Origin of the sequence: Cohnella abietis (assembly GCF_004295585.1) — a bacterium.
Lineage (GTDB): Bacteria > Bacillota > Bacilli > Paenibacillales > Paenibacillaceae > Cohnella > Cohnella abietis.
In genome coordinates this window covers 6,717,918-6,738,085 of sequence record NZ_AP019400.1, presented here as the reverse complement: position 1 = coordinate 6,738,085, position 20,168 = coordinate 6,717,918, and the positions used below count along the sequence as shown (strand labels likewise).

General features: G+C 47.9%; 15 protein-coding genes. 8 read left to right on the top strand and 7 right to left on the bottom strand.

Annotated elements, in window-relative coordinates:
• Positions 1-497: 497 nt before the first annotated feature.
• From KCTCHS21_RS29505 to KCTCHS21_RS29495, 3 genes are read right to left on the bottom strand one after another with little or no spacing between them, the layout of a single operon-like run.
• Complete coding sequence (locus tag KCTCHS21_RS29505) at positions 498-1,313, bottom strand: carbohydrate ABC transporter permease (protein WP_130616057.1); 816 nt, start codon at positions 1,311-1,313, stop codon at positions 498-500.
• Between the two features lie 25 nt (positions 1,314-1,338).
• A complete protein-coding gene (locus KCTCHS21_RS29500) occupies positions 1,339-2,211 on the bottom strand; it encodes a carbohydrate ABC transporter permease (RefSeq protein ID WP_179952652.1) in 873 nt (290 codons plus the stop codon).
• Between the two features lie 2 nt (positions 2,212-2,213).
• Complete coding sequence (locus tag KCTCHS21_RS29495; protein WP_130616788.1) at positions 2,214-3,494, bottom strand: ABC transporter substrate-binding protein; 1,281 nt, start codon at positions 3,492-3,494, stop codon at positions 2,214-2,216.
• 566 nt (positions 3,495-4,060) lie between these two features.
• Here KCTCHS21_RS29495 and KCTCHS21_RS29490 point away from each other — a divergent pair.
• Entirely contained in the window at positions 4,061-5,401 is a 1,341-nt protein-coding gene (locus KCTCHS21_RS29490; RefSeq protein ID WP_130616056.1) for an LLM class flavin-dependent oxidoreductase, read from the top strand.
• Between the two features lie 113 nt (positions 5,402-5,514).
• On the opposite strand, the gene KCTCHS21_RS29485 is transcribed toward KCTCHS21_RS29490, so the two are convergent.
• Positions 5,515-7,020, bottom strand: coding sequence for a helix-turn-helix domain-containing protein (locus KCTCHS21_RS29485; RefSeq protein ID WP_162309405.1), 1,506 nt, complete (start codon positions 7,018-7,020; stop codon positions 5,515-5,517).
• A gap of 179 nt (positions 7,021-7,199) precedes the next feature.
• Positions 7,200-8,210, bottom strand: coding sequence for an ABC transporter substrate-binding protein (locus KCTCHS21_RS29480; protein WP_157994152.1), 1,011 nt, complete (start codon positions 8,208-8,210; stop codon positions 7,200-7,202).
• A gap of 245 nt (positions 8,211-8,455) precedes the next feature.
• Here KCTCHS21_RS29480 and KCTCHS21_RS29475 point away from each other — a divergent pair, with 245 nt between their 5' ends.
• Positions 8,456-9,427: an alpha/beta fold hydrolase gene (locus KCTCHS21_RS29475; RefSeq protein WP_130616053.1), complete on the top strand. Its 972-nt coding sequence runs from the start codon at positions 8,456-8,458 to the stop codon at positions 9,425-9,427.
• Positions 9,428-9,502: 75 nt separating this feature from the next.
• On the opposite strand, the gene KCTCHS21_RS29470 is transcribed toward KCTCHS21_RS29475, so the two are convergent.
• Positions 9,503-10,378, bottom strand: a complete 876-nt coding sequence (locus tag KCTCHS21_RS29470; protein ID WP_130616052.1) for a helix-turn-helix domain-containing protein — start codon at positions 10,376-10,378, stop codon at positions 9,503-9,505.
• A 157-nt stretch (positions 10,379-10,535) separates the two neighbouring features.
• On the opposite strand from KCTCHS21_RS29470, the gene KCTCHS21_RS29465 reads away from it, so the two are divergent.
• From KCTCHS21_RS29465 to KCTCHS21_RS29445, 5 genes are all read left to right on the top strand, one after another.
• Positions 10,536-11,549 carry a Gfo/Idh/MocA family protein gene (locus KCTCHS21_RS29465; protein WP_130616051.1) on the top strand — a complete coding sequence of 338 codons (1,014 nt, stop codon included), beginning with the start codon at positions 10,536-10,538 and terminating at the stop codon, positions 11,547-11,549.
• Between the two features lie 12 nt (positions 11,550-11,561).
• Entirely contained in the window at positions 11,562-12,386 is an 825-nt protein-coding gene (locus KCTCHS21_RS29460) for a sugar phosphate isomerase/epimerase family protein (RefSeq protein WP_130616050.1), read from the top strand.
• A 369-nt stretch (positions 12,387-12,755) separates the two neighbouring features.
• Positions 12,756-12,965, top strand: coding sequence for a twin-arginine translocase TatA/TatE family subunit (gene tatA / locus KCTCHS21_RS29455; protein ID WP_130616049.1), 210 nt, complete (start codon positions 12,756-12,758; stop codon positions 12,963-12,965).
• Between the two features lie 27 nt (positions 12,966-12,992).
• Complete coding sequence (tatC, locus tag KCTCHS21_RS29450) at positions 12,993-13,745, top strand: twin-arginine translocase subunit TatC (RefSeq protein ID WP_130616048.1); 753 nt, start codon at positions 12,993-12,995, stop codon at positions 13,743-13,745.
• Positions 13,723-15,846, top strand: a complete 2,124-nt coding sequence (locus KCTCHS21_RS29445; RefSeq protein WP_130616047.1) for a putative phage tail protein — start codon at positions 13,723-13,725, stop codon at positions 15,844-15,846. Before tatC ends, KCTCHS21_RS29445 begins: the two co-directional genes overlap by 23 nt.
• A 104-nt stretch (positions 15,847-15,950) precedes the next feature.
• Here the strand turns inward: KCTCHS21_RS29445 and KCTCHS21_RS29440 are convergent, their stop codons facing one another.
• Positions 15,951-18,194 carry a helix-turn-helix domain-containing protein gene (locus tag KCTCHS21_RS29440; protein WP_130616046.1) on the bottom strand — a complete coding sequence of 748 codons (2,244 nt, stop codon included), beginning with the start codon at positions 18,192-18,194 and terminating at the stop codon, positions 15,951-15,953.
• 260 nt (positions 18,195-18,454) lie between these two features.
• Here KCTCHS21_RS29440 and KCTCHS21_RS29435 point away from each other — a divergent pair, with 260 nt between their 5' ends.
• Positions 18,455-20,128: an extracellular solute-binding protein gene (locus tag KCTCHS21_RS29435; protein ID WP_130616045.1), complete on the top strand. Its 1,674-nt coding sequence runs from the start codon at positions 18,455-18,457 to the stop codon at positions 20,126-20,128.
• Positions 20,129-20,168: the final 40 nt, after the last annotated feature.

Genomic DNA, 20,168 nt, shown 5'->3' with positions numbered 1-20,168 from the left:
CTGCTGGTGAAGCTCTAATACCATATATAGGAAAAAAGTCGTTGCTATGTTTGCGTGAAGCAACATAACAACGACTTTTTCAATTGTGCATTAACCATACATTCTATAGTTAATGCCTCCAACAACGAGTCACAGAGAGCATTAACCATACATTCTATAGTTAATACCTCCATCAACGCGTCACAGTGAGCATTAACCATACATTCTATAGTTAATTCCCCAAATCACACGCCGCAGTGAGTAGTAACCATACATTCTATAGTTAATTCCCCAGACCACGCGTCACAGTGAGCATTAGCCATACATTCTATAGTTAATTCCCCAAATCACACGCCGCAGTGAGCATTAACCATACATTCTATAGTTAATTCCCCAAATCACACGCCGCAGTGAGTAGTAACCATACATTCTATAGTTAATGCCCCAAATCACACGTCACCGGGAGCGGTAACCATAAAATTTATAGCTATTGCTCTGTACACTCCCACAGAACGCGATCAGCCTTTCAGCGACCCAGCCAATGCGCCGGAAATGAAGAAGCGCTGGAGAAACACGTATAGGACGATCATCGGGATCGAAGTGACCAGCACACCCGTCATAAGCATGGGATAGTTGGCTACGAATTCGCCCCTGAATTGGAGCATCGCGATCGGTAACGTCATTTTCTCCTTGGTATTGACCAGTAGCATAGGGAACAGGAGATCGTTCCATACAATGACGAATAGGAAGGCTGACGTTGCTGCTAGATAGGGAGCGGATAGCGGCAACGCGATTCTTAGCAATATGCCCCACTCTCCAAGTCCGTCGATGGAGCCTGCCTCCATAATTTCTTTAGGTAACGTCCGCATAAATCCGCCAAGCATGAAGACAGATAACGGCATCAGTACCGATACCGTAACCGCGACCAGCCCGGCTATGCTATTCGTCCATCCCAACTTGTGCAGCAGAGAATAGATCGGGATGATGCTTACCTGAGAAGGGATCATCAGCCCGACTGCGAATAGCGCGTACATGCCTTTTCCGAAAACCCGGCCTGAGCGAATGATGCCATAAGCGATCATACTGGCTAATAATAATTCAAAAAAAACAGTGGAGACGGTTACTAGAACGCTATTTCTAGCATAACGCCAAATTGGCTGCTCTTCGAACAGCGTGCGAAAGTTACCTGTAAAAAGCTTAGTCGGAAATCCGATTGGGTTAGCATAAAATTGCGGCGTTGACTTGAACGCCGTAAATACAACGAGCATTAGCGGTATGAGCACGACAAGCGCGAAACCGATTAGAAGCAGCCATTTGAGCAGCTTCAGCAACATGAGGGCACTTCCTTTGTGAGCCATGTTAGTAAGAAATCCGATCCGTCCGAAGAATGCGGAACTGTAGGAAGGTGATCAGCGAGATCAATGCTAAGAAAAGCACAGAGGCTGCTGAAGCCAAACCAAACTTATAGCTAGAGAATGCCGTGCTGTAAATAAACGTAGATAAAATTTCCGTCGCATAATTCGGACCGCCGCCAGTCATTGTGAACACCAGGTCGAACGCCTTAAGCGATTGAATTGTAGTGAAGGCGACAACGATTGCTGCAGCGGGAGCTAGTAGTGGCCAAGTGATGCGGGTGAACACTTGCCAGCGAGAACCGCCGTCCAGCTTTGCCGATTCGATTAGCTCTGTCGGGATTGCCTGTAGCCCTGCGACGAAAAGAATGACCATCTGTCCGATATGTGCCCATGCCTGCACGAGCGCGATGGAGAAAATAGCGAGATTAATGTCGCCTAGCCAGTTTTGCGTAAGGTTGCCGAAGCCTGATTGCTCCAGCGCCTGATTAATAACACCAAGTGTAGGATCGTATACGAACGTCCAGATGAAGCCTACGGCAACCGAAGAGATGACCGTAGGCACGAAATACAAGGAGCGAAGCACGATGCTCGTCTTCGTCTCCTTGGATAGCCGTAAAGCCAGTATGAGTGAAACAACGGTTTGCACCAGCACGACGGCAAGCATGAATTTCATATTGTTGCCTAGCGACTTACTAAACACGATATTTTCCGATAATGTCCTATAATTGTCCAAACCGATATAACGATAGGACGGCGATAAGCCGTCCCAATCGGTAAAAGAATGGAGTAAGCCAGTCAAGGACGGGTAAATGAACAACCCCAAATATAAGAGAGTCCCCGGTACAAAAAAGATAATTAACCGCTTATACCTTCGCATCGTTACTTATTTCCAGTCTGTTGCTCAACGATGGCTTGTGCTTCGCTGGCGGCCTTTTCAGGTGATTTTCCGCCCAAAACGGCTTGGATAGATCCTAGCACTGCGCTTTGAACATCGCCGTTCTTAATGGTGTAACGAGGATTAAATCGTGTTTTCTTCTGAGTCCATTCATCCGTAATACTCTTCAGAAGCTCGTTGTCATATAGGACATTACTGACGGTCGAGCTTTGCCCGGTTTCGTTAGCATATTGACCGGCCTCTTCTTTACCGCTAAGGAATTCAAGGAACTTTTTAGCTTCATCTGGATGCTTCGACTTTGCGTTAACACCGAGCAGGAATGATGTTGTATGGATGCCCTCGAATACTGCGGATTCTGCAGGTACGGTAATAGGGGCGAGTAGCTTTTGCTCTAATTGCGGATTTTGCTGTTTGTTCTGCACCAGCTGGAAAGAGCCGGTTGCCAGAATGGCTGCTTTTTCTTGGATAAACAAGGCGGAAGCCCCTTCATCCTTCGTGCCGACAGCATCTTTCTGGAAGTATCCCTTGTCATTCAGCTCTTTGAATTGGGTTAACGTTTTGACCCACCATTCGTCCGTCAGCTTCGTCTCACCCGCATCCAGCTTGTCGAAGATTTGTGGGTCTGGTGCGTTGTTCATGACCATCGAATTCATGAACTGAGCAGGTCCCATACCGGCTCCTGCGAAAGCGATCGGGATAATGCCTTCTTGCTTAAATTTCTCGCAAAGCGCGAGGAAGCCTTCCCAATCCTTGGCAGGCGTTAAATTATACTTTTCGAACAGCTTCACATTATAGATTGGAATGTTGTAGACGAGAAGATAAGGAACAGCTAATTGCTTGCCATCCTTCTGGCCTGCCTCAATGAGAGATGGCACATAGTTGCTGAGAAGCGGAGCTCCGGTCAGATCGGCAAAAAGCCCAGCTTTGGCTACCGCTTCGTACTGAGAGCCGGGGAATACGGCGAATACATCGGCTGAAGAGCCATCGAGCAGCTTTGGTTGAAGGACAGTATTATATTGATCCGAAGGGAAAGCTTGCATCTCTACGGTAATATTCGGATTATCGTTTTCAAACTTCTTAATGAGCTTGTCGAAGGCTTTAACATCCTCACCGCGGAAGTGAATGAAATTGAGCTTAACCTTTGGTGATTCTGGCTGAGTTGAAACAGAAGGCTCGGTGGACGCCTTCTCGGATGAATTGCCGCAGGCCGTCAGTAAAGCTAATACAAGTAAAGAAGAGATGATTATTTTCAAGCTTGATTTAATAGACACGTTACTTCCTCCAAAAATTCAATTTATGTCATAAGGCCTTTTGCAAGCATAAACGGCTGACGCCGTTCGTTCACGGCGAATAACGCCCAATCTTGATACGGCGCATGAAAAATAACAGATCAATTTAAGAATTTAAAATGATCCGGGCAAACGGGGCAATATACAGATACCAGCTATTTTTCTTCCGGGCGGTGAGAATGAAACTGTTCGACGGCTCCAACTACGCATTTAGCCATGCGGTGGCTGCCGAGTAAATCGGCTATGTGTAGTTCTCCGGTGGACCGGTCGATAATCCGATTAAACATATCGGATTTTGATGTACCAAATATTAGCATGATGGGGAAGGTGTGTCAATGGAGAAGCGCTGCTTTCATTGCCAAACTTGGAATAAAACACATAATTTCTATTGACATACCCTGAATTGGTTATTAAGATGGGGTGTGTGCAAAGCAGTATTCCTTCTATTCGCGAATTCAACAGGCCGGGCGGCCGTTATTTCTATTTGATCATGAATGGCGACGGCATTCATAGAGCATGCGGATACAAGGAGGTAGCTACAAATGAGCGAGAAGGAAAAACAGATAAAACTAGGATTGTTTCTTGCCCCGCAGGGGCACCACCTTGCGGCATGGCGATATCCAAGCACGGCTTCATCGGAGCTAATGAGCTTCGATTACTATCATAAGCTAGCGCAAACCGCAGAACGAGGCAAGTTCGATATGCTGTTTTTTGCGGACAATTATGCTTTCGCGGAAAGCTTTCCCGAAGCGGCAGCCCAAACCGTACCTATTCGGCCCGAGCCTATTACATTGCTGTCTGCCTTGGCGGCGGTTACGAAGCATATTGGCTTGGCCGCTACGGCTTCGACTACCTATAACGAACCGTTTCATATTGCTAGAAAGTTCGGCTCTCTCGATCACTTAAGCCAAGGCCGCGCCGCATGGAACGTTGTCACTTCAGCCGATCAGGCAGAGGCGATGAATTTCCACTCCGATGCGCATTTGTTACATGCGCTGCGCTACGAGCGGGCCGAAGAGTTTCTTAATGTTGTAAAAGGGTTATGGAACAGCTGGGAGGACGACGCTTTTGTCGTTGATAAGGACGAAGCGCGATTCGCGGACAGCAGTAAGCTCCATACCTTGCACCATAAGGGAAAGTGGTTCTCTGTTCGTGGTCCTCTTCATCTGCCACGTCCAGTTCAAGGCTTCCCGGTCATTATTCAGGCCGGCGGATCGGAGCCCGGCAAGGAGCTGGCGGCACGAACGGCTGATGTGATTTTCGCGGCGTGGCAAACGCTAGAAGAGGCACAGCTGTTCTATTCTGATATTAAGGGGCGCGTAGTTAAGCACGGGCGTTCGCCGGATGATCTTAAGATTATGCCGGGCGTATTCCCGATTATCGGAAGGACGGAGGCCGAAGCGGACGAGAAGCAGAAGGAGCTGGAGGAGCTGATTCCACAGGAGGCGGGGGTTAGGCTTCTCTCAACCTTAATCAGCTTCGATCTATCTCCATACCCAGTCGATGGCCCTTTGCCGAAATTGCCCGAGCTGGAGCAGGTTAACGGTGTAAAAAGCCGGTTCACCTTACTGAAGGATTTGGCGGAGCGCGAGGGGCTGACGATCCGCCAATTATACAAGCGTATCGCCGGTGCCCGTGGACATCGGGAAATCAAAGGGACACCGGTCCAGATTGCCGATCAGCTAGAAGATTGGTTCCGGCAGGGAGCTGCGGATGGCTTCAATATTATGCCGCCGTACATGCCCGGCGGTCTGGAAGAGTTCGTCGATCTAGTAGTGCCCGAGCTGCAACGCCGCGGCTTGTTCCGTACAGAATATACCGGACGTACGCTCAGGGAGCATCTGGAGCTGTCACGCCCGCCCCATCCTGCCGCACAGCGGTAAAATCGGTAAGTAGGTAAATCGCGACGTCTTAATGGCGGTATGAACATACGTAGGGGCTTTCCTATCAAGACTAAAAAACTTGGTGGGAAAGCCCCATCTATATAAAATGCCAATCAAGGCTTCATGAATTGTACCGCACTCCGCAGCTGCCCCAGCCGAGAAATGGGGTCTTCCATCAACCAATCGTCCGATACCTGATAGACCTGCCTTTTCTGGACTGCAGGGAGGCTCTTCCATTCCTTGGTGTTTTCCAGCTGTTGCATGGCTCGGAGAGAGTCCTGATCTCTCGATACGACAATGAAAAGATGGTCTCCTGCATAATCAGCTATTTCCTCCACAGGAATATTGGCCTTGAATGGATGCCCTTCAAGCCCTTGAATACGGCTCACGGAGGGCGGCGCCTTCATTCCAAGATCACGATAGAAAACCGCCATATCATAATAAACCTGCAAGGTTTGTGGAAGTCCTCTACTCCAGAAGAAAGATACGGTCGGTTGTCCCACAAGGCGCTGCATGAGCTGCTCCTTAACTTCCTCTACTTGTCGATAATAAGCCGATATCCAATGTTCCGCCTCTTCACTTTTGCCAATCCATTCTGCCAACCTACGAAACCTTTCAAACCAAGGGAGTGACCAAGGCACACTGAGCGTCGGCGCGATTCTCGAATAGCTCTCGTAATGATGACCGTCAAAGGTGAGAATAGCATCTGGCTTTAATGCCTCAAGTCTGTCCATCTCTGGATTGATGACAGAAGGCGAGACCTCTTGGATCCCATCCACTTTTTCGCCCAAAAAACCGCCTTGAAGTAATAATCCAGGCGCCCCAACCGGCTTAATCCCCAAGGTCAGCATTTCCCCTAGAAATTGCATGGAGATGACACGGATATTATTTTTCCTTAGATGAATATAAAGCCGAGGGGAAACGTTCATATGCTTCTTGAAGCTACGGCTAAAATGAAAAGGGTCGCGAAAACCGACACTTCCGGCAATTTCCTGAATCGTGTCTCGGGAAGTGAGCAGAAGCTGTCTAGCTCGATTCAATCTCTGCTCAATCAGAAATTCAATCGGGCTTTTCCCCGTCAGCTTGAGAAATAACCGAGAATAATGCCGCAGAGACAGTCCCGCCATCTCCGCCAACTGGCTATGCGTCAAATCAAGCGTATAAGACTCTTTCATATATTCAATCGTTCGTTTGACTGACTGCGTGGCATCGTCATCCTTGTCCTTCATTTCCGATTGCCATACCAGATGCACGATTTCCTGAAAAAGCGCATGGTTTCCGTACTCACCCGCCTCCCCTTCTACCTCTTTGTTCTCATACAAGGAACGGGCCAGGTCGATTAATCTTGTAAATGGAATGACGCGAAATTCTCCTCCCTCAAGCAATGGGGAAGGCTGACCACGATTTGCCGACAGTGTCAAAGCATTGAATTCCAACAAATATGCACTTAAAGGATACTCTGAGGCATTGCTAATCTGCAGAGCCGTATCCGGCTTGAAAATAAAGCATTTACCAAGCTCCAGCTCATACTCCATTCCGCCCGCCCATAATAAGCCCGAGCCATCACGGCACACGACAAGCAAATGACGGCTATGAGTGATCTCTAAAATTTCAGACAAAGCTTCACATGTCAATAACGAAGTATCCGCCCAGAGGAATATGTTCGTCAGTCGCGTTGATATAGAGTCGAACATCATATCATCCCCCTTAACACATAGAAGTGTAGACTTTCTAATCGTAGAAAAGAAGTTCCCCAACGATTGTTGAAGAACTCCTCTGCATCATTTTGTTTAGATCTTTATTTCGCAAGCATTCTGACGGCGTCATTCAATTGTGCTTCAAAGGACATAATATCATAGGAGAACCATAATGAAGCGTCAACGACGTAAACTTTGTTATTCTTAACAGCAGGAAGGTCACTCCACAGGCGGCTATCTTCTACCTGCTTTAGAAATTCCGGATCATTGTCGAACTTAACGACGAACAACCGATCAGCGGAAGCGTACTCCGGCAGCTTTTCCAAGGAGATAGCTAGCCCCTGGTTGTTATCGCCCTTGTTCCACTCGGTTTTCACGAAGTCTGTCATCGGAAATTGAAGAGTTTGGAACAAAGTATACCCTACATTGCCAGTACCATAGACTCTAAGCTGTCCTTTCTCATAGCCTCCGATGACGACAACTCCAAAGGTTTCTCCTTCTTTTACATAGTCTTTCAATTTAGCCCGGGCTTCCTCGCCCTTCTTATCATAGGCTTGAATCCACTGCTGCGCTTCATCGCTTCTGCCCAGAATATCTGCAACATCCGTAAAGTGCTGGAACGGGTCCTTACCTTCCCATTTGACGATGACTGTAGGAGCTATTTTGCTTAGCTGATCAAGCTTGTCCTCATTCCACTCCGTTGCAATAATTAAATCGGGGTTCAAGGTTAACGCCTTCTCTAGATTCATCTCATTAGCCTGACCAACATCCTCGATGCCGGTTAGCTGATCTTTAACAGCAGTGAAGTTGTTAAGTAAATGAGTCGCGGCTCCGATCGGCTTTAAGCCAGCAGCCAGCATTTGCGGCAAATACTGAGACGTGATTACCCTTTGAGGATGGGTCGGGATCGTTACTTCTCGGCCTGTACTGTCTTTGTACACTCTAGTAGACGCTTCTTCCGAAGCTCCGGATGGTGATTCTACAGCGGTCTGTGATGGGGATGCTGATTCCGAAGCCAAAGGCGAAGAGTTTGATTTTCCACAAGCGGACAATAAAACAAAAACCATGACAAGAGCCACTGTAGCCCATAATTTATTACTTTGTTGACGCATATCCAATTCCTCTTTTCGATTGTGAATGATAACCATTATCAATGATAGCAAATCCATTTCCCTCATTCCATGTCGTATTAAGCCATATGGTATAGAAAATTAAGCCTTATTTATAAAGCTGCTTACGGTCAAAATATATAATTAAGCTAGAATTAAGATACTGTTTGATCGGAAATAAGATTGAGCATTTATAATGAAGGAGACACCAAGAGTGTATCTGATAACTTAAAAGGGGAGTGTAATAGATGAAAAAATGGCGTAAAAGATTATTGAAGATAGTTATTTTCGGATTACTGGCTGTTCTTGTTCTTCTGGGGGCAGGAGCGATATATGAGCAGGTGAGCGTTCGGAAGGATCTGAAAGCTTATACCCCTAGTGGAAAGCTGTATGATATAGAGGGGAAAAAGATGCATTTATATACCGGAGGACAAGGGGATGTAACGGTTGTATTGGCTTCGGGGTGGGGCACAGCTAACCCTTATGTAGATTTTTCCCCACTGTATGACAAACTAGCCCCACACGTTAAATTCGCAGTTTATGATCGGTTTGGCTACGGGTACAGCGATACAACGGACAAGAAGCGTGATATCGATACGATAACGAATGAAATTCACGAAGTGCTGCAAGCAGCTGGTCAGAAGCCTCCTTACGTGTTGGTGTCACATTCGTTAGGATCACTGGAAGTGCTCCGATTTGCACAGAAATACCCGGATGAGGTACAAGGCATCGTTACGATTGATAGCGGTAGTCCAGAATATTACTATAATGATGCTGAGCCGCCAATAAGTGGGGGCTTTGTGAATCAGTTGCTCATCAAAACAGGCGTGATTCGGATGCTTTTTAACACCGACGCTGTTATCGAAGGCGCACGCGCAGCTCGCAATGGCTTGGAGTTCGTGCCCGATGACCTGAAGAAGATTGATTTGACAGCCTCATTGCTTAAGCTTAAAAATGCCAATATAGATGACGAGCTACGTCAATCTCGTGCTAATGCGAAGGTTGTATTGGATAATAAAAAGCCCTTCCCTTTCCCGCTTACCGTGCTGACATCCGACTATTTAGGGGTTACCGATGAAGTTTGGAACAAATCTGAAAAGGAGTTTACTTCCTGGTCCTTGCAAGCGAAGCAATTAGTCATTAAGGATACCGAGCATTATGTTCATCAATATCGTCCTGATCTTGTTACAGATGAAATCTTGGCCTTGGCTAAGAAATAAGCAACTTTTATAAGAAAAGCGTTGGCTCAGGATTAGTTCCTGGACCAACGCTTTATTTATGTTTTGGGGCACCGCTCACTCGTTACGCGCTTTAATCGTTCTGGCATATTCCGACGGCGTCATGCCGACCGTTTTCTTGAAGTGTCGGGAGAAGTAATGAACGCTGCTGTAGCCGAGTAGATCCGAGATTTCCGTTAGATTGTAGATCTCTTCGCGGATGTATTTTTTGGCGTGATCGATTTTCGATTGGTTGAAATAAGTAATAATCCCGACGCCGACTGTGCGCTTGAATAGGATGTTCATCTGCGTCCTGCTCATGTTGAATTGTGTGCATAAGTCGTCCAGCGTGACTTTGTTAGTCAGATTCCGCTCGAGATATTCGAGAATTAGCTGGCTTAGACGCGCGCTTTGGTTTTCCTTTGTCATCGATAAAGGTGCCGTATACGGTAGTTCGGTTTGCTCCTTGCGAATGATCAGGATCAGCAGCTGTTCCAAGTAGATTTTGAATAGCTGCTCTGCAGCGAACGATGCTTCCGACCTAGGAGTAATCGGGAACAGATTCAGTCCGAAGGCGTTCTGGCTCTCCTTCATCAATTGCGCCAGCACCGCGTGCTCGGCCTGTCCGATTTGAAACAGCTTATGTTCGTCGAAAAATCTCATCGCCTCATTGTCGCACCCGAACGTAACAATGAAAAGATTTGGGGGTTTACTGCCGGTATTCTCCAGCTGATGGTACTCGTTCGGACTATGAATGAGAATATTGCCCTGATTTAGTCGGTAGTAGCCCGATTCGGTATTCGCGTTCACCTCGCCTTTATCCACGTAGACGATTTCCCAGAAGTCGTGGCTTTCCCCGTTATAGCGTTCTCGATTGGAAAATTCAAAATAATAGCAGGTATAGATGTTGTTGACGACGATCCGCTCGTTCAGTCTGTAAGGTACGAACTCCATTCTTCGCTTCCCTCCGCTCTAAATAAAGTATAAATAATCCATCCGATAATGCAAATAGAAGTACAAATAAAGCGACTCATTATCTAAATCAAGAGAAGGAATGAAACGATATGATGGTGCTGTCAGAAGACATTTCGAATAGGGAGATGACAGTACGATGATAAAGGTAGGATTAGTTGGTTTGGGGTCGATGGGACGAACACACTTGGACGTCTACGCACGATTGGAGCGCGAGGGATTTCCGATTAAGCTGGTAGCTGTCTTCGATATCGATGAGCGGAAGTTCAATGGGGCTACCCAAGAGAGCAATCTTATCGAATTGAATCCGGAGTATGACTTGTCCAAGATTAATACGTATACGGACGCGGAGCTTTTTTATAAGGAAGAGATGGATATGGTAGATATTACGCTGCCTACTTTTCTACATGATACATTTACGATCCGATCGTTGAACAAGGGTCTTCATGTCTTGTGTGAGAAGCCAATCGCACTGGATTCGGACAGGGGAGCGTCCATGGTTGAGGCTGCCGCGGCGACGGGGAAAAGCTTGATGATCGGGCACTGCCTGCGCTTCTGGCCGGAATACGAGTATCTCAAGAGCGTGGTAGATAGCGGCGAATTCGGCAAAGTAAAGGCTGCTAATTTCTATAGGGGCGGCAACGAGCCTGGTTGGTCCTACGAAAATTGGATGCTTCAAGTAGACAAGAGTGGAGGTGCTCTTGTGGATCTACATATTCACGATGTAGACATGATTAACTGGCTATTCGGAGAGCCGGAAGCGGTATCGGCCCTATGTAGTGAAAACTACGATATCGTGTCTGCACATTTTCGGTACCCGGACGGGAAAATCATTCAAGCGCAAGGGGATCTATCGCTACCGGGAGAAGTCCCGTTCGAGATGAGCTATCGCGTTCATCTGGATAAAGCGACGCTTGTATTTAAGTACGGCCAGTTAACCGTCTATCCGGCAGAGGGGGCTTCATGGGTTTATGAGCATGCGGGGGATCTTGGCGTATATCGGGAAATTAAGTATTTCGCGGAACGCTTGATCTCAGGAGAAGCTATCGCGACATCGCCGCCCGAGGCTTCTCTTCTCGCGCTACGGATCGTCGAAGCTGAGCGGCGCTCCTCCAGCGAGGGTGGACAATTCGTGCAAATCGGTGATCGATAGGAGGATGTAAACATGGAAATCGGAGTCATTCATATGCTCGACGTAAGTGTTAAAGGGAACATGTTTCAAGTCGTGAGCGATTACGGCTTTCCTGTCTGCCAGCTTTGCTGCTGGGACCGCGAGCTGTGCACGCCAGAAGTGGCCGAACGAGTAGTTAGGGATGCAAGAGAGGCGAACGTCCGCATCTGTGCGGTATGGGCAGGCGTTCCTGGGCCAGCAGTATGGAATTTCACGGAAGGACCCGTCACGCTGGGTCTGGTCCCCGAGGCTTATCGCGAGGAACGGGTCGAGGTGCTGAAGGGATGGGCGGATTTCGCGGAGTGGATCGGTGCGCCTGCGATCATTACCCACTGCGGATTCATCCCGGAGAACCTGACGGACCCGGAATATCCGGCAGTCGTCGCCGCGATACGCGAAGTCGCAGAGTACTGCGAGAGCAAAGGGATCGGCTTCTGGTTCGAGACTGGTCAGGAAACGCCGATCGTACTGCTTCGCACCATTCAGCGGCTAGGTTTGTCTAATCTGGGCATTAACCTGGATCCAGCGAATTTGATATTGTACGGCAAGGGAAACCCAATCGACGCACTGGACACTTTCGGCTCTTACGTGCGCAATATCCACGTGAAGGATGGATTGTATCCCGTAGATGGCGACCGACTGGGCGAAGAAGTTCGCGCCGGCGAGGGGAATGTTAACTACCCTGCGTTCATGCGCAAGCTTAAGGAAATCGGATTCGCGGGCGAATACATTATTGAACGAGAAATCTCGGGCGAGGAGCAGCGACAAGACATTCTAAGGACGACGAATGATTTGAAGCTGTGGATGCAAGCAGATTAGGCACAAATCTCCATATTCAAAGCGTATTGAACCGTCGGGGCGCTAGCTCCGGCGGTTTTTTGCGCGATATGGACCGGTTCCGCACGCATTAAACAAACATTTATTCCAAAACCGATCTAAATCGGGCCAAATGTCGCGAAGGGAATACAAGTACGATTATTGCGTCTTTCGAGGAGAAAAAGGAGGTCTATATAATCGAGGTGTACGAAGATGGAAAAGCTCTGAAGCATCCGGAATACCGACCGACTTATTAGAATGCTAAGAGGGGGAGGAAGCGTACAAGGAAGGTAAGAGGGCAAGTGTAAAAAGAAGAACGCTTCAAACGTCAAAATGAAAGCGGATTCAAAATAGGGTAAAGGAGAGGATCATATGCACGCACCTGGAACTGTAGGGATATTGCTAATCGTACTGGTAGGGCTATTGTTGTTCGGCCCAAGCAAGCTGCCTGAGCTTGGTAAGGCATTCGGAAGAACGCTGAGGGAATTCAAGAATGGAGCCAAGGATATCATGGGCGATGGCCCGGTAGAGCTGCCGAAGGGCTCAGTTACAGAGTCGGAAACGAACGGCAAGTCCACTTAAGCCGAATGAAAGAGGGGGTCTACGCGGATGCCTGACATGACGTTGGTCGCCCATCTTACTGAACTACGGAAGCGGGTCATCCGAATCTCCGTCGTTCTAGTCGTTGCGATTGCTGGTGGTTTGTCGTTAGCCGTTCCCGTGATCTCCTATCTAAAAGGAGTACCGCCCGCCGTTGGGCTAGAATGGCATGCGCTTTCCCCGTGGGACGGCATTCAGGTATACATGCAATTCGCGTTGCTGTTCGCCTTGGCGGTTACGTGTCCTTATGTGCTGTACCAGCTATGGCAGTTCACCAAGCCTGGATTGACGGAAACAGAGCAGCGGGCGACGCTTAAATTCATTCCATTGTCGGTAGCGCTTATGGCACTGGGAAGCTGCTTCGCTTATTTCTTGGTTTTCCCGCTATCTACCGCATTTCTTACCGGCTTAAACGAGAGAATGGGGCTTCAGGAAACCTATGGAGTCCTACAATACTTCTCGTTCATGTTCAACATCGTCATACCATGCACACTCTTATTTCAGATGCCCGTCGTCATCGCGTTTCTGACGGCGATCGGTATAGTGACTCCGGAGCTACTGAGAAAATGGCGACGATATTGCTATCTCTTAATGGTTATCTTGTCCACGATGGTTGCACCGCCGGACTTGATCTCCAATTTACTCGTGCTTGCTCCGTTACTTATTTTGTTCGAAGTAAGCGTCTTGTTGTCCTCAGCTATGCAAAAGCGATATTACAGACCAATAGGAGGAAAAGCACATGAATCATTCCAAGGAAAGTAATGGGCAGGAAATAAAAGGAATGGAAGTAGATCAGGGGAAGGTCGCTTCCTCGTCCCCATTTAGCCGGAGAAAGTTTCTGGCCGCGATGGGCAGCATGGGGGCGGTTGTAGCTACTGGTAGCTTGTTGCTGAGCGGCCCACGAATGGTTGCCGCTAATAAGAAATCTGCCGATCCTGAATATCTGAGCAGCGTTGCGGATATTCAATCTCTTAAGCTCAATTCGCTAGACAACGGTCAGACCTTCATCATAGGCAGCTATCATCCCAATAAAACGATCGGGGGAGGCATCTATTATGTGGACAAAAACCGCAGCAAATCGGCCCACAATGGTGGTAGCATCATATCGCCGACCGTTCCTTGGAACGGAAAGGTATCCGGTCTGCGGGGTTTCCTGAATAGAACAGGCGAGACTAACCCGAAGGGAACCGGCTGTTTAGTTCGTCTGAACGAGGAACGGTTGACTCCGCTCTCGTTCGGAGCGCTGGCGGACGGCGCGAACGACGATACGGCTTCCATCCAAGCGGCAATCGACTCTGGAAGCCCTCTCTTTTTTCCAGAAGGGACCTATTTACTAACATTGTCGCAATCGATCGCGCTGGCTGGTGGAGCCTCGGTCTGCTCGCTGATCGCGAAGGATAAGATGAATTTGGTGGGGTCAGGCATTGGGCGGACGATATTGAAGCTCAAGAATAACGAATCTACCGACGCCAGCCCGAAATATTATAATCTCATTGCCGGAAACACCGTTATCAATAACCTGTATGTTGAAGGAATTACCTTCGACATCAACGGGGCAAACAATAAGATTAGCCCCAGCAGAGGCAGCGGCACTTATAGCGCCGTCAACTGCGCGGGTATATTTATCTCCGGTACCGTGGCCACTTCCGGTGTCGATGCCAGGTTGTACGATTCCAAAATTACGAATTGCGAATTTATCAATTCTCCCGGCGTGACATGCATAGCGACGGGACAGCAAGAAGCTCCCGCTACGCACAGTCGTAACGTAGAGATTAGCTCCTGCAGATTTTACAATAACGGGATCGACAGCAGCGATCACTCCTCGATCTACATGTGGGGAGACGTCATCAACGTTCATGACTGCGTGTTCGATCACCCTACGGTTTCCACGGGCGTCGCTGGCCCGGTGGTTGCGGCCGAGCTTCATGGGTCCGAGAATTATTTTGTGAACAATATGGTCAACAATTACTCGCAAGGCCTATGGATCACTGGTAACCAGAAGACGCCGTCCAGAGGGATCACCGTAACCGGAAATTCCTTTAACGTCTCGTGGTTCGGGGTGGGGCTGTTCAGTATTGCGCCAATTGATCTAGGCTTATCAGACGTTCTGATCGGCAATAACCGAGTACAGATTCTTCCCGGTCAAATTCTAAATCCCGGAATGGCTTTTCCTAAGACGGCCATATTTCTGAACATGCATCATGGCAGAGGGGATCGCATAACGGTCACAGGCAATCAACTGTACTGTACGGACAGGTCTTCCAATATCGCCGTGCTAGTGTGCGCCGCCGCGGGGGCTTCGCTGTTCGATACGACGATCTCAGATAATTTGGTCAACGGCTTTAGCAAAGGGATTTGCGTCGGACTGGGGGCAACGGGAAAAGTTTCTAATACGTCGATTAAGTCCAATACGATTTGCAATCTTCAGGGATCTACCGTTTATCCGCAGACGGAAGGTATTCATGTGTCCGGAACGCAGGGCGGAGTGACGCTAGCCTTCAATGAAATAGGTGGAGGAAGTGGGACGACCGATCAAGGTATTTACCTTGGCGAATACGGAGCGCCTGCCGTATTAGAATATCTACACATGGAAGGTAATCGAGTAGATGCATCGGCAGCTTCCACTATCGCGGACAGTATAGTCGTCAGCGGTCGGAGGTCAGGTGAACAAGCGGTAACCTTCGCAGCTTTGCCCGCGCAGTCGGGGTGGAAGATTGGCGATGTCGCAATAGCAGGCTCCCCCGTACAAGCAGGTACGGCTCCGAACAAGTATATGGTTGTTGGTTGGCATCGGATTACGAATGGCAAGTCGAACGTTCTAAACCAAGACTGGCTTGAAAAAAGGATTCTGACCGGTAATTAAAGGACGAATTGTACTAAAGCAAAAGAAACCGCTATGGGCTCCTCCCCATGGCGGTTTCTTGCACAACCAGAATGTATCCCGAGTCGGAACCGGCAGCCGACCTTCTACTCCGCTCGTTTTCCCAAGCGGTATTCACCGGGGGTAGCCCCGGTGATTCGCTTGAACATCCGTGTAAAGGAATTCGCGTTCTGATAACCGACTTTGTTCGCAACCTCATGGATTTTGTCATCGGTTTCGGTCAGAATTAGCTTGGCTTTGCTAATACGAATTTCCTCAAGGTACTCATTAAACGTTTTGCCGGTTTTGTTCTTGATATATTTGCCCATATAACCGATTGAAATATTGAGTTTGCCGGCGATATCCTCCTGGCTAATATCTTCTCCGCTGTGACGCTCCATATAAGCTAGCACGTAGTCGACAATCGGATCTTTGTCGGCTTTTTTGTCGTTGATTAAGGCGACGGCCCCCTCGATTAATTCATTATAGAAAGAATAGTACTGCTCTTCCGTCGTGATTTCCTTCAGCTGTTCATAAGGGGCAAGCTCGGATAGCAAATCTCCTACATCAATTTTCTGCGACATCAGCACCATTAAGATTTCGGCAAGGATGTCATTCGCCATCTTCTTGTATTCCAACGCTCTGCCTTTTTTACTAAGACGTTGAAGCATTCGATGAATGATTTGCATCATTTCGGTTGTATTTCCTGCTTCCGCATGAGCGGATAGCTTCTTAAGCTCGGACGGAGGAACCGGGAGGATGCGAGTGTCCCCATCCGATTCGGTAATGAGCTGCGTTCTCGGGTTAAGCTTGCGCTCGTGGATCATTTGCAGTGTTTCCTCGTAGGCGATTGTGAAGTCGCCGTGATTTCTCAGCTGCGGATTGGCGGCAATGGTGACATAGAACCCGCCGTGATCGTCGAATAGCTTGACAAGATCCTGCAAAGTCGCGGATAGTAAATCTTGATTAGGAGCTGGATCGTCGTCGAAAATAATGGACACAATCAGATCCTTCTCGATCTGCAGCGTCTCGGATTGTTTAAAGCGCGACAGGATGGCGGAATTGAGAATCTCCGCGAAATGCGCCTTCGTCGTCTCTTCAGCAGGGAGCGACTGAGCACCGCGCACAGGCTGGAGCTGGTACATTACGAAGTAGAACGGCTTGGTGTTATCGATCAGATTTTGCATTTCCTGATGCTCCAAGGGAATGTTCTTAACCTTATTCCAGTAGCTGTACGTCTTTAATAGGGAATCCTTCATCTGCAAATCCTGGTTGATCTTCTCGTTGGAGACGATGATTGACTTCAGCTTGTCCCCGATCTGGATATATTCCCGGATTGTGCTGTTGACGCTGAAGTTGGGATTCATTTTCTGCAATGATTCCAGCATGCGTTGCACCGGAAGCTTGAACCGGAGGCTGAACAGGATGGAAATAATCAGACTGACCACCAGAGATAAGGCGAATAAGAACAACAGCAACCAACTTAAGCGGGATACCGTGGAGGCGATCTGCTGGTTGGGGGTGACGCTGACATAGGTCAGCTGGGAGCTCTCTCCTTTCTGATAGAAGTAGTAATTGTTATTATTAGAATCGTAAGCTTCTCCATCCCCTGAGATCCGAAACTCTGAAAGCGCTTTAATATCTAGGTTTCCAAAAAATCGGGTTCCGTCTCCGTTCTCGATATAGAAGAGATCGTTATCCGCGAAGTGCGAGTTGGCGTAGATCTTGTTAGCATCGATAAAGGCAGCGATATAGCTGTTTCTCTGAAGCTTATTTTTGACGATGACGGGGAAGTAGAGACCCGCAGGCTCGATCGTTCCATTAATAGTTTGTTTCTCGAACTGGGCCGCTGGAAAAATTCTCATGTGATATTCTTCCTTAATCTGATTTTTCCAGAACTCGGTGTTGTAGGTAGGGCTGATGTAGTGTTGTTCGAACATATCGGAAATTTCCGCTATTCCCCCCTTCTCGATAATGAAGGAATAACTGTCGTTATAGAAGAAAAGGTTGTCCACGTTTAGATTGTTGTAGTTGCCCAAAATCGTCTTGATCTCGCTGGTCAGGTCGTTCATAGCGGTGAAATTGGAACGATTATTTTTGAGCAAGGGGATATTGGCGCCGAAGAACAAATTGGATGCAATATTGTCGAGCAACCGGAATTGCTTCTCGTAATTATTGACGGAGTTGCTTAAGTTGAGTTTGTTGTACTTGATGATTTCCGTCCGAAGGGTGTTCTGAAAGAAATTAAATGAGACCAGATTAAAGATGAAGGAAATCAGGACGATAATTGCAAAGCTTAATAGAAGCTTGAAGAAGAAGGAGTTTCGTTTAGATTGCCAATAAGTAATCATCTTCCACGCTCCTCATTGATGGGTAATCCCATTATAATCCGTTTCTTGTTCCATGCGAACCCACATTAACCGTACATTTATTCCTTAGACGATCTTTGCTGATCGCAAAGCTGAACTAATGCCCTTATGGGAATAAGAGTACGGGTATTGCTTCTATTAAGTTATGAAAGCGCTCCCCTATAATTAAGTTGTGCCCGGATGGTACCGCCGGGAACACTCGCAATTCCGAACGGTCATTATCGATACAGGGGGAATCTGAAGTGAAAAAAGGGAAACGACGTTTGATCGGTTTCACGCTCGCGGCGATTTTATTGGTATTGACGGCTTGCAACAATAACGGGGGGAAAGAAACGCAACCTTCCGCTACCAGCTCTGAAACAGCATCTCAGACCGGGGAATCGAAGAAGCCGGCCCAGGATGGGAAGTACGATCCGCCGATTACGTTGACGACGGTAAGAACGGTGGAATCCACTGTCAAGTTCGCGGACGGGGACTCTATGGAGAACAACGTCTGGACGCGAGCTTATGAAGAGGAATACGGCATTAAAGTGAAAACCTTATGGGCAGTAGATGTCAGTCAATGGGAGCAGAAATTGAATTTGACGATCGCTTCCGGCGATATTCCGGATTTCTTCCGGGTAAGCGCAACGCAGTTCAAGCAGCTTGCCGAAGCCGGCATGCTTGCTGATCTGACCGATGCTTATAATGAACATGCTTCCGATAGAGTCAAAAGCCTACTGACCGAAGAGGGGACAGGGGCGATAGAATCAGCAACCATTGATGGCAAGCTGATGGCTATTCCTTTTACGAATCCAAGCAGGGAAGGCGTGCCAATGGTTTATATCCGTGCTGATTGGCTCAAGGCGCTTAATCTTCCTGAGCCGAAGACGATGGAAGACCTCTTGAAGATCAGCGAGGCATTCGCCACGCAAGATCCGGATAAGAATGGCAAGCCAGACACTTACGGTTTGGCGATAGACAAAGACTTTACTCTGATGAACGGATTCTTCAACAGCTTCCACGCCTATCCGGGCATTTTGATTAAGGATGGCGAGGGTAAGCTGACTTCCGGATTGATTCAACCGGAAATGAAAACCGCCCTAGCTACGCTGCAGAAAATGTTTAAAGGAAAGCAGATCGACCCTGAATTCGGAGCGAAGGATATTACCAAAGTATTCGAGACGGTAGCTAACGGCAAGGTCGGGATTATGTTCTATCCCTACTATGGTCCGCTCTACCCGATGCAAGCTGGCGTAGACAAAGACCCTACTGTCGATTGGAAAGCATTTCCGATTATGTCGATCGACGACAAGCCTGCTAAGTCCCAGACGGCCTTAGGCGTCTTAGGCTATTGGGTAGTGAAGAAGGAAGTTAAACATCCTGAAGCAGTTGTTAAAATGCTTAACTTCTGGGACAAAACGTTCTATGAGAATTTATCTACAGAGGTCCATGAGAAGTTTAATACATCCCCTGATGGCGGCAACCAGGTCTGGCTTCTCAATAATATTGCTGCTTATAAAGCATTCAAGAACAGCGATGCAAGCTTGCAGATTATTGATGCTCTCAAGACGGGTGATACTTCTAAGCTAAACCCCGAGAATAAAGGCGTGTACGAGAGGGTTCAGAAGTTCAAAGAAGGAGATCTTACCAATTGGGGTTGGGGCCGGATATTCGATGATGGAGGGTCGATGTCGGTATCCAATTATTATCGAGACAATGATCTTTATGTGAATGATGAGTTTACGACTTCGCCGCTGGAATCGATGGTCCAGAAGGGGCCGGTTCTGACTAAGCTGCAGATGGAGGCTTTCACTAAGATTATCCTCGGACATTCTTCGCCGGACGAGTTCGATAATTTTGCGAAGCAATGGCTGGAGCTTGGCGGCAAAGAAATGTTGGCCGATGCAAATGAATGGTATTTAAAGAAGAAATAAACGGATAGACCGGAATAAGGGGGGAGAATCCCTTGTGCTT

Excerpts from the sequence above, each read along its gene's own strand:
- KCTCHS21_RS29505 (WP_130616057.1), bottom strand. The coding sequence starts at position 1,313 with ATGTTGCTGAAGCTGCTCAAATGGCTGCTTCTAATCGGTTTCGCGCTT.
- KCTCHS21_RS29500 (WP_179952652.1), bottom strand. The coding sequence starts at position 2,211 with ATGCGAAGGTATAAGCGGTTAATTATCTTTTTTGTACCGGGGACTCTC.
- KCTCHS21_RS29490 (WP_130616056.1), top strand. The coding sequence starts at position 4,061 with ATGAGCGAGAAGGAAAAACAGATAAAACTAGGATTGTTTCTTGCCCCG.
- KCTCHS21_RS29480 (WP_157994152.1), bottom strand. The coding sequence starts at position 8,210 with ATGCGTCAACAAAGTAATAAATTATGGGCTACAGTGGCTCTTGTCATG.
- KCTCHS21_RS29475 (WP_130616053.1), top strand. The coding sequence starts at position 8,456 with ATGAAAAAATGGCGTAAAAGATTATTGAAGATAGTTATTTTCGGATTA.
- KCTCHS21_RS29470 (WP_130616052.1), bottom strand. The coding sequence starts at position 10,378 with ATGGAGTTCGTACCTTACAGACTGAACGAGCGGATCGTCGTCAACAAC.
- KCTCHS21_RS29465 (WP_130616051.1), top strand. The coding sequence starts at position 10,536 with ATGATAAAGGTAGGATTAGTTGGTTTGGGGTCGATGGGACGAACACAC.
- KCTCHS21_RS29460 (WP_130616050.1), top strand. The coding sequence starts at position 11,562 with ATGGAAATCGGAGTCATTCATATGCTCGACGTAAGTGTTAAAGGGAAC.
- tatA (WP_130616049.1), top strand. The coding sequence starts at position 12,756 with ATGCACGCACCTGGAACTGTAGGGATATTGCTAATCGTACTGGTAGGG.
- tatC (WP_130616048.1), top strand. The coding sequence starts at position 12,993 with ATGCCTGACATGACGTTGGTCGCCCATCTTACTGAACTACGGAAGCGG.
- KCTCHS21_RS29445 (WP_130616047.1), top strand. The coding sequence starts at position 13,723 with ATGAATCATTCCAAGGAAAGTAATGGGCAGGAAATAAAAGGAATGGAA.
- KCTCHS21_RS29440 (WP_130616046.1), bottom strand. The coding sequence starts at position 18,194 with ATGATTACTTATTGGCAATCTAAACGAAACTCCTTCTTCTTCAAGCTT.